At 70.0% G+C, this 13018-nt stretch carries 12 protein-coding genes; 2 read left to right on the top strand and 10 right to left on the bottom strand.

Features of this window, described 5'->3' with window-relative positions; all coding sequences use genetic code 11:
• Positions 1-30: 30 nt before the first annotated feature.
• A complete protein-coding gene (gene cimA / locus Q343_RS0111505; RefSeq protein WP_029253727.1) occupies positions 31-1638 on the bottom strand; it encodes a citramalate synthase in 1608 nt (535 codons plus the stop codon).
• Positions 1639-2012: 374 nt separating this feature from the next.
• Between cimA and Q343_RS0111500 the strand changes: the two genes are divergently transcribed.
• Entirely contained in the window at positions 2013-2594 is a 582-nt protein-coding gene (locus tag Q343_RS0111500) for a DUF6069 family protein (RefSeq protein ID WP_155990733.1), read from the top strand.
• 3 nt (positions 2595-2597) lie between these two features.
• On the opposite strand, the gene Q343_RS0111495 is transcribed toward Q343_RS0111500, so the two are convergent.
• On the bottom strand, positions 2598-3731 hold the full coding sequence (locus Q343_RS0111495) for a branched-chain amino acid aminotransferase (RefSeq protein WP_029253725.1): 1134 nt from the start codon (positions 3729-3731) through the stop codon (positions 2598-2600).
• Between the two features lie 153 nt (positions 3732-3884).
• Positions 3885-4928 (bottom strand): 3-isopropylmalate dehydrogenase, encoded by a 1044-nt coding sequence (locus Q343_RS0111490; protein ID WP_029253724.1) that lies wholly within the window; start codon positions 4926-4928, stop codon positions 3885-3887.
• 256 nt (positions 4929-5184) lie between these two features.
• On the opposite strand from Q343_RS0111490, the gene Q343_RS0111485 reads away from it, so the two are divergent.
• Positions 5185-6294: an ROK family transcriptional regulator gene (locus Q343_RS0111485; protein WP_052367153.1), complete on the top strand. Its 1110-nt coding sequence runs from the start codon at positions 5185-5187 to the stop codon at positions 6292-6294.
• A gap of 38 nt (positions 6295-6332) precedes the next feature.
• Here the strand turns inward: Q343_RS0111485 and Q343_RS0111480 are convergent, their stop codons facing one another.
• The 7 genes from Q343_RS0111480 to Q343_RS0111450 all read right to left on the bottom strand — a co-directional run bounded on the left by Q343_RS0111480 (position 6333) and on the right by Q343_RS0111450 (position 13015).
• Positions 6333-6851, bottom strand: coding sequence for an ASCH domain-containing protein (locus tag Q343_RS0111480; RefSeq protein ID WP_029253722.1), 519 nt, complete (start codon positions 6849-6851; stop codon positions 6333-6335).
• 69 nt (positions 6852-6920) lie between these two features.
• Positions 6921-7949 carry a ketol-acid reductoisomerase gene (gene ilvC / locus Q343_RS0111475; protein WP_029253721.1) on the bottom strand — a complete coding sequence of 343 codons (1029 nt, stop codon included), beginning with the start codon at positions 7947-7949 and terminating at the stop codon, positions 6921-6923.
• Between the two features lie 26 nt (positions 7950-7975).
• Positions 7976-8497 (bottom strand): acetolactate synthase small subunit, encoded by a 522-nt coding sequence (gene ilvN, locus Q343_RS0111470; RefSeq protein ID WP_029253720.1) that lies wholly within the window; start codon positions 8495-8497, stop codon positions 7976-7978.
• Positions 8498-8515: 18 nt separating this feature from the next.
• Positions 8516-10396 carry an acetolactate synthase large subunit gene (locus Q343_RS0111465; protein ID WP_029253719.1) on the bottom strand — a complete coding sequence of 627 codons (1881 nt, stop codon included), beginning with the start codon at positions 10394-10396 and terminating at the stop codon, positions 8516-8518.
• A 229-nt stretch (positions 10397-10625) separates the two neighbouring features.
• Positions 10626-11618: a hypothetical protein gene (locus Q343_RS0111460; RefSeq protein ID WP_029253718.1), complete on the bottom strand. Its 993-nt coding sequence runs from the start codon at positions 11616-11618 to the stop codon at positions 10626-10628.
• On the bottom strand, positions 11615-12583 hold the full coding sequence (locus Q343_RS0111455; protein ID WP_043110031.1) for an ABC transporter ATP-binding protein: 969 nt from the start codon (positions 12581-12583) through the stop codon (positions 11615-11617). The genes Q343_RS0111460 and Q343_RS0111455 overlap by 4 nt, the downstream gene beginning before the upstream one ends.
• A 66-nt stretch (positions 12584-12649) precedes the next feature.
• A complete protein-coding gene (locus tag Q343_RS0111450; RefSeq protein WP_052367180.1) occupies positions 12650-13015 on the bottom strand; it encodes a 4a-hydroxytetrahydrobiopterin dehydratase in 366 nt (121 codons plus the stop codon).
• Positions 13016-13018: the final 3 nt, after the last annotated feature.

The following is a 13018-nucleotide window of genomic DNA, read 5'->3' as shown; positions in this document are numbered from 1 at the left end:
TGCATCCGGTTCCCGGACGCGGCCGGCGGCCTAGCGGGGTGTGACGCCCGCGTGGATCAAGCCGTAGATCGCCGAGTCGGTCAGCGCCTCCCACGACGCCTCGATGAGGTTCGGGCCGACGCCGACCGTCGACCACGAGGTGCTGCCGTCGGTGGACTCGATCAGGACGCGCGTGGTCGCGTCCGTCCCGGCGTCGGTGTCGAGGATCCGGACCTTGAAGTCGATGAGCCGGAACTCCTCGATCTCCGGGTACACGGCCGTCAACGCCTGACGGAGAGCGTGGTCGAGGGCGTTGACGGGCCCGTTGCCCTCGCCGGTGCTGACGTGGCGTTCGTCGCCGGCGTGCAGCTTGACCGTCGCCTCGGCGGTCGCCTCCGCACCGCGGGAGCCGGCGCGCTCGACGATCGTCCGCCAGCTCTCGACGCGGAAGAATGCGGGCCGCTCCCCCGTGATCTCCTCGCGCAGGAGGAGCTCGAAGCTGGCATCCGCGGCGTCGTAGGTGTACCCGCTCGCCTCGAGGTCCTTGACCCGCGTCGTGACACGGGTGAGCAGCTCTCCCTGACCGGTGAGGTCGAATCCGAGCTCTCGCCCCTTGAGCTCGATCGAGGCCCGCCCGGCCATGTCCGAGATGAGCATGCGCATGTCGTTGCCGACGGCGCGCGGGTCAATGTGCTGGTAGAGGTCCGGGTCGACCTTGATCGCACTGGCGTGCAGACCTCCCTTGTGCGCGAACGCGCTCGCACCGACGTACGGCTGGCGCCCGTACGGCGAGATGTTGGTGATCTCGGAGACCGCGTGCGCGATCCGCGTCGCCTCGGCGATCCCGCCTCCGCGCAGCAACGTGCGGCCGTCCTTGAGCTCGAGGTTCGCAACGACCGCGACGAGGTCGGCGTTCCCGGTGCGCTCCCCGTAGCCGTTCAACGTCCCCTGGACGTGGCTCGCCCCCGCCTCGACGGCGGCGATCGAGTTGGCGACGGCACAGCCCGAGTCGTTGTGCGCGTGCATGCCGAGGCGATATACCGAGTCCTCGCCGTGCCCCAGCGCCTCGCGCAGCTCGGTGACGATCGCGGTGACCTGTCGCGGCAGCATCCCACCGTTGGTGTCGCACAGGGTGACGACCTCGGCGCCCGCCTCCACGGCCGCGACCACGGCCGAGCGCGTGTACGCCGGGTCGAACCGGTAGCCGTCGAAGAAGTGCTCGGCATCGAGCACGACGCGGCGGCCCTCGCGGGTGAGGAACTCGATGGTGTCGCGGATCATCGCCAGGTTCTCGTCCGGCGTCGTGCGCAGCGCGCGCTCGACGTGCCGGACGTCGGACTTGGCGACGAGCGTGACGACGGGAGCCTGCGAGTCGAGCAGCGCGCGGACCTGCGGGTCGTCGCCCGCGCGCCTGTCGGCCCGTCGGGTGGAGCCGAACGCAGCGAGGACGGCGTTCTTCAGGTTCAGCTCCCGGGCCGCCCGTCCGAAGAAGTCGGTGTCCTTCGGAATCGCTCCCGGCCAGCCACCCTCGATGAACCCGACGCCCAGCTCGTCGAGCAGAGGTGCGATCGCGATCTTGTCCGCGACCGTGAGGTTCATTCCCTCTTGCTGCGCACCGTCGCGGAGCGTCGTGTCGTAGACGTCGAAGGTCGGGTTCATCGGTGTCACTCTCCGTTGGGGCGATGGACGGCCGCGCCGCGTCGGGTTCGGCGAGCCCACTCTAGGGGTCGAGATGCGGACGCCGTGGAGCATCCGTGACCGAGTACTTCTCGCCGTTGCTGCCGTGTCGCCCTCGTGAGGCCGTGCGGCACCAGGATCTGGGTCGGACAGGGGTGGCGTCCGGCCACAAAAAAACCCCCCGGGGTGCGGGAGGTCAGCGCGTGCGATCGGTTGGATCGGACGCGCTAGGCGATAATAAGCGAGACGATGTGTGTCACGCTCCACATACTGCCACACTGCGGACCACCACCTCGCGAGCGTCCAGCCCGCGGGCATGACAGCGAGTTCGAGCACCGAACCGCCAAGGAGAGACGATGAGCTATCCGGATGAGGGTCCAGAGCCCACCCGCCGAATCCCGCGCGTCCCCGCGAACGAGAACCCACCGGCCAGCTACCCGGCCGAGTCGGCCGTACCCCAGCAACAGCCTGCGCCGACGCAAGAGCCGGAGGAGTTCGTGTCGACACCGTCGACCCCGGTCATCGACGCGAAGCGGTTCGTCGGCGGGACGCTTGCGACGGCCGCCGTGGCCGCCCTCGTCGGATATGTCGCCACCGTCGTCCTGGAGTCCGTCTTCAACCTGGACGTCATCGCGCCGCCGAACCCGTTCGGCGCGAGCACCGACGCCGGTGCGTTCGCGGTGGCCGGAGCGCTCCTGACGTTCCTCGCGGCCGGGGTGCTCGTCCTGCTCGCCCTGATCGCACCGCGACCACGACTGTTCTTCGGCTGGTTGATGTTCCTCGTCGTCGCACTGACGGCGTCGCTGCCGTTCGCCTGGACCGACGACACGATCACGGCCGCGTTCACGTCCGCTCTCAACCTCTTGATCGGCATCGCCGTCTGGTCGCTCCTGACCGGAACTGCGGCGAAAACGATCCGTCCTCGCCGCAGTTACTAGCGGTCAGACGAGCCGACGCAGCCACCCGTGCCGGTCGGCTGCGCGGCCGTACTGGATGTCGGTGAGCTCGCCACGGACCGACATCGTGACCGACCCCGCGCCACCGTCGGCGATCGTCTGGTCGAAGGACGTCCCGGCGAGGCGACCGATCGGCGTCACGACCGCCGCGGTGCCGCACGCGAAGATCTCCGCGACCGACCCGTCGCCGATGCCCTCGAGCAGTTCGTCCAACGGGATGCGACGCTCCCGGACCTCGTGCCCCGCGTCCTGGAGGAGCTGGATGATCGACGACCGGGTCACGCCCTCGAGGATCGACCCCGTCAGCTCGGGCGTCTCGACCGATCCGTCGGTCTTGACGACGAAGACGTTCATGCCCCCGAGCTCTTCGAGCGCGGTACCCGTCGCGGCGTCCAGGAAGCAGACCTGGTCGCAGCCGTTCTCCTGCGCGATGGTCTGCGGGAGCAGGCTCGACGCGTAGTTGCCGCCGCACTTCGCGGCACCCGTACCGCCGGCACCGGCGCGCGACAGGTCACGCTCGATCCAGATCGAGACGGGCTGCACGCCGCTGGCGAAGTAGGGCCCGACCGGGGAGGCGATGACGAGGAACTCGGCCTCGAGGCTGGGACGGACGCCGAGGAAGGGCTCCGACGCGTACATGAAGGGCCGCAGGTAGAGACTCGACTCCTCCCCCGACGGCACCCAGGCGGCGTCGACCCGCACGAGTGCCGCGACCGCCGCGATGAAGTCGTCGATCGACAGCGACGGAAGCGCGAGGCGCTGCGCCGACCGCGCGAAGCGCTGCGCGTTCGCCTCGGGGCGGAAGGTCCATACCGAACCGTCAGCGTGACGGTAGGCCTTCATCCCCTCGAAGATCTCCTGCGCATAGTGCAGGACGGCCGTGGCGGGGTCCATCTGCAACGGACCGTAGGGCTCGACGCGACGGTCGAACCACCCGTCGGTGGCGTTCCACGTCACGCGCGCCATGTGGTCCGTGAAGACCGTGCCGAACCGGGGCGCGGCGAGCGCCAGCTCCCGGTCGGCGTCTGCCATGGGCGCGGCCGAGGGCCGGACGTCGAAGAGCTCGACGAGATCTTCGAGTGACTGCGAGAGGGGGTGCTGCGGAAGCGAGGTGCTCATGATCGATAGGGCCTTTCACCGGACGACCCCTGTAGTTTTCCACGACCGCAGCGATAGAACGACCTCGCGGTCCGGCACACCCACAGCGGACGTCCGTGCGCTGATGGACGGACGACGACGGGTCGGACGGCCGAGTACGGTCGCGCGAAGCGCTCAGCGCGCGATGCGCTGAGCGAGATCGCGCCCCACCTCGGCCGTCGACCGTACTCGACCGCCGCGCTCGACCAGGTCGGCGGCGACAGCGGCCTCGACCCGCGCCGAGGCCGCGGAGAGGCCCAGGTGGTCAAGGAGCATGGCGACCGAGAGGACGGTCGCTGTCGGGTCGGCCTTTCCCTGCCCGGCGATGTCGGGCGCGGACCCGTGGACGGGCTCGAACATCGACGGGGCCGTGCGGTCCGGGTTGATGTTGCCCGAGGCCGCGAGACCGATGCCGCCGGTGATGGCGGCAGCCTGGTCGGTGATGATGTCGCCGAACAGGTTGTCCGTGACGATCACGTCGAAACGCGACGGGTTCGTGGTGAGGAAGATCGTCGCGGCGTCGACGTGAAGGTAGTCCGTGGTGACGTCCGGGAACTCGGCGTTGATCGCGTCGACGGTACGGCGCCACAGGTGCCCTGCGTGGACGAGCACGTTGTGCTTGTGGACCAGCGTGAGGTGCTGGCGCGGACGCGCCTGAGCACGGGCGAAGGCGTCGCGGACGACTCGCTCGACGCCGAACGCCGTGTTGACCGAGACCTCCGTCGCGATCTCGTGCGGGGTCCCCACACGCACCGCACCCCCGACGCCGCCGTAGGGGCCCTCGGTGCCCTCCCGGACGACGACGAAGTCGACGTCGCCCGGGTCGGCCAGCGGTGACGTGACGCCGGGGTACAGCTTGCCAGGGCGCAGGTTGACGTAGTGGTCCAGCGCGAATCGCAGCTTGAGCAGCAGGCCGCGCTCCAGGACGCCGGAGGGCACCGTCGGGTCTCCGATCGCCCCGAGCAGGATCGCGTCGTGGGCCCGGATCGACTCGAGGTCCGCGTCGGTGAGCGTCTCGCCTGTGGCGTGCCAACGCTTCGCGCCAAGCTCGAAGGGTGTCGTCGAGATCGCGACGTCCTCCCCCGCGACCGCGACCTCGAGGACTGCGAGCCCCTGGTCGACGACCTCGGTCCCGATGCCGTCGCCCGCCACCACTGCCAGTTCGATGTTCCGCGTCATGCTCGGGAGGCTACTCGCCGGTACCACTAGGCGATACGGCCGTCTCGCCTCTCGGACACCACCCGCGCCGACCTGCCCGGGCGCGTCGGGGACAACCGCCTTGCCAGTTTGGAGAATCAGCCGGTGTGACGCGATGATCAGGTCGAGAATCCGGTCTGAACGGCGGCGCGACCATCGGGGGTCGCGCCTCGGACCACGCGGAAGGGACATCGTGACGACGAACCGTCAGTCCGGCATGCCAAGCACGGTCCGGACCATGAACGACCGGGCGGCACTCGAGATCCTCCTCGACGTCGGCCCGCTGAGCAGGTCCGGCATCGTCCGTGAGCTCGGTGTCTCCCGGCCCACCGCCTCCCAGGTCGTCACCCGCCTGGAGAGCTCGGGTCTCATCGAGCCGCACGGCACCGCCCAAGGCGCACGCGGCCCGCTCGCCGTCACCTACAGCGTCCGCATGGACGTGATCGTCGGCCTCGCTCTCGACGTGGACCCCGACGGCATCGACGCGTCCGTGGTGGACGTCGCGGGGCGCGAGCTCGGCAGCGCGCGCATCAACGCCGGCCCGGGCCGCGACGCGGCGACCGACGTCCGCCAGGCGCTGACCGCCGCGTGCGCGAACGCAGGGGTCCCCGAGTCCCGCGTCGGCGTCGTCGTGATCGGCCTGCAGGCCGCGGCGGACCCGGCGACGGGCGACATCTCGCTCGTCGGGCACCTCCCGGGCTGGCCCCGGACCGGACTGCGCGACCTGGTCGAGAACGAGATCCGGATTCCCGTTCTTCTCGAGAACGACGTCAACCTCGCCGCGATCGCCGAGCACCACCACGCGTCGCCGAGCGAGTCGTCGTTCTCGCTGCTCTGGCTCGGGCAGGGCATCGGGCTCGGCAGCTGGATCGGCGACGACCTCCACCGCGGGGCCTCCGGCGCGGCCGGTGAGATCGGGTACCTCCCGATCGCCGCCGAGGTGGCCGACCTCGACGACTCCACGATCGCGCAGGACCTCATCGGCGGTCGACGCGTGATCTCGCTCGCGCACGACGCCGGGGTCGAAGGGTCGACCCTCCCCGCGGTTCTCGCAGGGCTGCGGGAGGACGAGAACGCGCGACGCACCGTGGTCGAGGCGCTGGCGCCGCGGGTCGCCTCCGTGCTACGGCCCGTGGTGGCCGTCATGCAGCCCGCGCTCCTCGTGATCGGCGGGCCCGTCGGCATCTGCCTCGGCGCCGAGCTCGCCGACGCCGTCGACCGTGAGCTCGAGGGCACCGAACTCCGGGTTCCCCTCGCCCCGTCCCTCGTCCCCGACGCACCGGCGCTCGCCGGGGCTCGGGCCGTCGCCGCCGCACGGGTGCGCGAGGGCCTCCTCACGCACGTCTAGGTGGAGGAAGTGACCGCGAGTGCGCGCTGCGGCGCCGTTCAGCGCGGGTAGAGGAGCGTGAACCGCTCGCAGAGCACGGGCATCTCGGACGAGAACTCACGCCCGACGCCCAGCGTGCGCCGGAAGAACTCCTCGTGACCGGCACGCCAGGACGCCAACGTGCGGTCGCCCTCGCCCTCGGCCCGCGCGAAGTCCTCGGTGACCTCGTCGAACGCGACCACCTCGACCTCGGAGGTCCGGATCAGGGCGCGCGGCGCGCCGTCCGAGTCGAGGATGATCGACAGATCACCCTTCTGCGGAAGCGGCTCCCCGTCGTCCTCGTACGACCACACGGCCGACGAGGTGGCGGTCTTCGTCCCGTCGAGCACCAGGTTCAGCAGCCGGTCGGCCATCTCGGGCTCGTCGCCGAAGGCCCAGGCCACCGGCGGCACCGCGGTCTCGTTGCCGAAGCCGGTCACCGTCCCTGTCCGGCCCAGGCCGGCCTTGATCCGCCCTGCCTCCCAGAACTCGACGAGCTGGGCGGCGTTCTCGGCGTCGACTGCGGTGAGTTCATCCATCCGGCCATCATTGCCCGGGCACCGCGACGGCCGCCACCCCGCAGGAGTGGCGGCCGTCACACCTGAGGGTCAGCGTCCGGCCGAGCCCTCGACGTAGTCGTTGTCGACGTCCTGCGTCCAGGCGTACATCTTGCGCAGGTCGCGGCCCGTGACCTCGATCGGGTGGGTCTCGCCCTTCTCGCGCAGAGCCTTGAACTCCGGCCCGCCGGCGTCCTGGTCGTCGATGAATCGCTTGGCGAAAGCGCCGTTCTGGATGTCGGCGAGAACGGCCTTCATGTTCTCCTTGACGCTCGGGTCGATGACGCGCGGCCCGGAGACGTAGTCGCCGTACTCGGCGGTGTCGGAGACGGACCAGCGCTGCTTGGCGATGCCGCCCTCGATCATCAGGTCGACGATCAGCTTGAGCTCGTGGAGGACCTCGAAGTAGGCGATCTCCGGCTGGTAGCCGGCCTCGGTCAGCGTCTCGAACCCGTACTGGACGAGCTGCGACGCGCCACCGCAGAGCACGGCCTGCTCACCGAACAGGTCGGTCTCGGTCTCCTCGGTGAACGTGGTCTTGATGCCGCCGGCACGAAGCCCGCCGACTCCCTTGGCGTACGCGAGCGCGGTGTCCCAGGCCTTGCCGGAGGCGTCCTGCTCGACCGCGACGATGACCGGCACACCACGGCCGGCCTCGTACTCACGGCGGACCGTGTGGCCCGGGCCCTTGGGGGCGACCATGACGATGTCGACACCCTCGGGCGCCTCGATGTAGCCGAAGCGGATGTTGAAGCCGTGCGCGAAGAGCAGGGTCGCGCCGTCCTTCAGGTTCGGGGCGATCTCGTTCGCGTACAGGTCACGCTGGGCCTGGTCGGGAGCGAGGATGACGACGACGTCCGCCGCCGCGACCGCCTCGCCCACGGGCAGGACCGCGAGACCCTGGTCCTCGGCCTTGGCCTTGGAGGAGGAACCCTCGCGCAGGCCGACGACGACGTCGACGCCCGAGTCACGCAGGTTCAGCGCGTGGGCGTGGCCCTGGCTGCCGTAACCGATGACGGCGACCTTCTTGCCGGCGAGCACGGCCAGGTCGGCGTCGTCCTCGTAGAACATCTCAGCCATGTGAATCTCCTTGCTGGTGGGGTGGCTCAGGCGGTCCGGGCGCGTTCGAGCGCCCGGTCCGTGATGGAACGGGCACCGCGGCCGACGGCCACTGTTCCCGACTTGACGATCTCGCGGATCCCGTACGGCTCGAGCGCGCCGAGAAGCGCGGCCAGCTTGTCGGGGTTCCCCGTGGCCTCGATCGTCACGGCGTCCGGGACGACGTCGACGACCTTGGCGCGGAAGAGCTGGACGACCTCGAGCACACCCGTACGGTACGCGGCATCCGCGCGGACCTTGACGAGCATGATCTCCCGCTGCACCGAGGAGGACGGCTCGAGCTCGACGATCTTGAGGACGTGCACGAGCTTGTTGAGCTGCTTGGTCACCTGCTCGAGCGGGCTCTCCTCGACGTCGACGACGACCGTGATGCGCGAGATGTCGTCGTGCTCCGTCGGCCCGACGGCGAGCGAGTGGATGTTGAAGGCACGGCGCGCGAAGAGACCGGCGACGCGCGTGAGCACGCCGGGCTTGTTCTCGACGAGCACAGAGAGTGTGTGACGGGACATGACAGGTCTCCCTCGGTCTCAGTCTTCGCGGTCCCACGCGGGTGAGATCCCGCGTGCGTACTGGATCTCGTCGTTGCTCACGCCGGCGGCCACCATCGGCCACACCATCGAGTCGCGCGAGACCCGGAAGTCCACGACGACGGGGCGGTCGTCGATCTCGTTCGCTCGCTTGATCGCGGCGTCGACGTCGCTCGCGTGCTCGACTCGGATCCCCTCGCAGCCGTACGCGTCGGCGAGCTTCACGAAGTCGGGGATCTGTCGCGTGCCGTGCCCGGTGTGCAGGTCCGTGTTCGAGTACCGCGACTCGTAGAAGAGCGTCTGCCACTGCCGGACCATGCCGAGCGACGAGTTGTTGATCACGGCGACCTTGATGGGGATCTCGTTGATGGCGCAGGTCGCGAGCTCCTGGTTGGTCATCTGGAAGCAGCCGTCGCCGTCGATCGACCACACCGTGGCGTCCGGGCGACCGACCTTCGCCCCCATGGCGGCGGGCACCGAGTAGCCCATCGTGCCGAGCCCCCCGGAGTTGAGCCAGGTCTTGGGGTGCTCGTAGCGGATGAACTGCGCCGCCCACATCTGGTGCTGCCCGACACCGGCGACGTAGATCGACTCAGGACCGGAGAGTTCCCCGATGCGGGAGATGACGTACTGCGGTGACATGTGGCCGTCGTCCGGCTGGGCGTAGCCGAGCGGGTAGGTCTCGCGCCAGTCGTCGATCTGCCGCCACCAGGCTCCCAGGTCGGGACGGCCCTTCGACTCGTGCTCGCGGGCGAGCTCCGGGAGCAGGTCCGCGATGACCTCCTTGAGGTCACCGACGATCGGCACGTCGACGGCCTTGTTCTTGCCGATCTCGGCCGGGTCGATGTCGGCGTGCACGATCGCCGCGTGCGGCGCGAACGTCGAGAGCTGGCCCGTCACGCGGTCGTCGAACCGGGTGCCGAGCGCGACGATGAGGTCGGCCTTCTGGAGGGCGGCCACCGCCGGCACCGTCCCGTGCATCCCGGGCATGCCGAGGTTCTGCGGGTGGCTGTCCGGCAGGGCGCCGCGGGCCATCAACGTGGTGACCGTGGCAGCGCCGGAGGCGTCGACGAGCTGGCGCAGCTGCTCGGACGCCTCCGCCCGGATCACCCCGCCGCCGACGTAGAGCACCGGCCGGCGGGCCGTCGCGAGGAGGCGGGCGGCCTCCTTGATCTGCTTCGCGTGCGGCTTGGTCACCGGGTGGTAGCCCGGGAGGTTCAGGTCCTGCGGCCACGAGAACGTGGTCTGCGCCTGCATCGCGGACTTCGCGATGTCGACGAGGACCGGACCTGGACGGCCGGACCGGGCGATGTGGAAGGCCTCCGCGATCGTCCGGGGAATGTCCGCCGGGTCCGTCACCAGGTAGTTGTGCTTGGTGATCGGGAGGGTGATGCCGACGATGTCGGCCTCCTGGAACGCGTCGGTGCCGATCGACGACGCCGCGACCTGACCGGTGATGGCCACGAGCGGGATCGAGTCCATGTTCGCGTCGGCGATCGGTGTCACGAGGTTCGTCGCCCCGGGTCCGGAGGTCGCCATCGTGACGCCCACCTTGCCGGTGGCGTGTGCATAGCCGGACGCCGCGTGCCCACCGCCCTGCTCGTGACGCACCAGGATGTGGCGGATCCGCGAGGAGTCCATCAGCGGGTCGTAGGTCGGGAGGATCGCACCGCCGGGGATGCCGAAGACGACGTCAGCCCCGACCTCCTCGAGCGACCGGACGATCGACTGGGCGCCGGTGACCGACTCGGCCGGCACGGAGGCGCCTCCGCTCGTCAGTGGTGCCGGGGCGGTCCGTGCGCGCTGCGCTGCGGGCTTCGCGAAAGCTGCGGGCGACGGCGCGCCGGACCGCGGAGGTGCGGGGTGCGGGACCTGTCCCATCGGTATCTCCCTCGGTGATGACATGAAAAAACCCCTCGTACCCGGACCGGGTTCTTCGAGGGGTGAGCGCGCTGACGAAACCTGAGTGGTGGCTTCAGCCTGCGCGCCCAGTAAGTACTACGAGAATGTTCGTCTGCACAGCGCACACGTTACGCCGCCGCCCTCTGAATGTCACCTGGCGGGCCGGGTGTCCCACATCGTGGGACACCCGGCCCGAGGTCGAGACCGGTCAGGCGACGTCGCGCCGTCGGAAGACGAGCCAGGAAGCCAGGACGATCGAGGCGACCACCGCGGTCAGGATCAGTCCACCCTGGGCCTGCGAGACGGGGTGCTCGACCCAGTCGCAGAGCATGCCGCTGTCGTCGGTCGCGTCGCACTCGGTGACGTAGACCGCCGTCCCTCCCTGGATCCAGGCGTTCATCGAGGTGACGAGGGTCCACGGCTTGATCGCGTCGAACACGTTCGCCGCCACGGCCTCGACGAGGATCGCCCAGCCCGCAACCACGCCGATCACGATCGCCGTGTGCCGCAGGAGGGAACCGAGGGCAGCACCCAACGCCGCGCACCCGAGCGCGAGCACCGCGGCACGGAACCCCATCTCGACGTAGGGCCGCAGGTCCTGGTCGAGGTCGAACCGCCCGAGCGCCCCGTGATGGTCGTACGCCCACAGCGAGCCTCCGGCGATCAGCCCCACCATGACGACCGTGACGGGCACGACGCCGAGGACTGCGGCCACGACCTTTGACCAGTAGACCCTGGAGCGTCGAGGCTCGAACGTCAGCCAGTTCCCGATCGCGCCGGAGGTGTGCTCCGCGGAGACGAAGGTGACTCCGACGCCGAGGGTGAGCAGCGCGACGAGGAGCAGACTGAGCTGCACCGTGGACAGCCCCTCGCCCGCGAAGGTCGCGAAGTACGCGTAGTCCGCCCACACGGGCGGACCCATCTCGTCGCACTCGTAGTCGAGCGGTTCGCCGAGCTCCTCTGCGTCCGCCTTTTCGGCCGCGAGACAGTCCGCGACGTACGTCTCGCCGTTGTCCTCCCAGTCCTTCACGGAGGCGTCGAAGTCAGCCTGCATCGACGCCTGGACCTCGTCGGGCGGTGGCGTGGACGTGCTCCAGGAGCCGAGCACGACCAGGCCCGCCACGACGAGTCCTGCCACCATGGCCCACCGGATCAGGGTCCGCGCCCAGAAGCGCATCGACTCTGCTCGCAGCAGCCTCATCGGGCCACCCCCTCGGTCGGCTCGCCGGACTGTCGCTCAGCCGTGCCGGTCAGCTCGAGGAACACCGACTCGAGATCCGCCTTGTGCGGGACGAGCGCCGAGACGTAGCTGCCCTGCAGCGCGAGCGTCCGGGTGACGTCGGCCGGGTTCTCCACGCCCTCGACGATCAGGGCCTCGCCGTCGCCGCGAACGACGAACCCGGCGTCCTGAAGGATGTTGAGCGCGCGAGCCGGGTCGGCGACCAGGACGCGTGCGGTCGCCGCGGTGCGACTGCTGAGCAGGTCTGCGACGCGCCCCTGCGAGACGATCGTCCCCTCGGAGACGATCGACACCGTGTCCGCGACCTGCTCGACCTCCGCGAGGATGTGGCTCGAGACCAGCACCGTCTTCCCCTCGACCGCGAGCGCCCGCATGGTCTCTCGGATCTCGCGGATCCCCGCGGGGTCGAGCCCGTTCGTCGGCTCGTCGAAGATCAGGAGGTCCGGGTCCTTCAGGAGCGTCGCGGCGATCGCGAGCCGCTGCTTCATGCCCAGCGAGTACTTGCGGAACGCGTCCTTGCCCCGGTCACCGAGACCGACGCTGTCGAGCACCTCGTCGACGCGTCGGACCGGCACGCCGATGCCTGTCGCCAGGATCTGCAGGTTCTTGCGCCCTGTGAATGCCGGGTAGAACTTCGGGTGCTCGACGATCGCGCCGATGCGCCGGACGACAGCGGGGAGCCGGTCGGGCACCTCGTGCCCGAAGATCCGCATCTCGCCCTCGTCGGCACGCACCAGCCCGAGCAGCATCCGGATCGTGGTCGTCTTCCCGGAGCCGTTCGGCCCGAGGAACCCGTGGACACCGCCGACCGGGACCTCGAGGTCGAGGCTGCGCACCCCGACCGACGCACCCCGACGGCTCCGATAGGTCTTCCGTAGTCCCCGCGTCTCGATCGCTAGATCGTTGGCCACACTGCCTCCTGACATCTTCCGTCAGCGCCCCCTGGCGCTGACGAGAGCATAGGGGAGGAAATCGGCGGAGGTGTCGGGAATCTACGTTTCGGGCGGCGAGGGCGGGACGGCAGATTCCCCGGCCGCGCGCGCCTGGACGCCGAGGCCCGCCGCCACGGTGGAGATCTCCTGCGCGAGCCGGACGTCCTTCGTGGTCAGCCCGCCGACGTCGTGCGTCACGAGGCTGACGACGACCTCGGGGTAGCCGAGCTCGAGATCGGGGTGGTGTCCGGCGGCCTCTGCCCTCTCGCCGACGAGCGCGACGAAGCGCAGACCGGTCGCGAACGTCCCCGTGGCGAAGACCGCCCGGGCACGACCGCCGACGACGCTCCAGTCCGGCGTGCGCACCTCCGCCAAGAACGTCTCGGACGAGATCCGTCCGTCCGCCGTGTCTTCCGTGCCTGCCATGTC

The sequence above is a fragment of the Paraoerskovia marina DSM 21750 genome, assembly GCF_000701465.1.
GTDB classification, from domain to species: Bacteria; Actinomycetota; Actinomycetes; order Actinomycetales; family Cellulomonadaceae; genus Paraoerskovia; species Paraoerskovia marina.
Note: the sequence above shows the minus strand (reverse complement) of the source record. Positions and strands in the feature narration are given on the sequence as shown.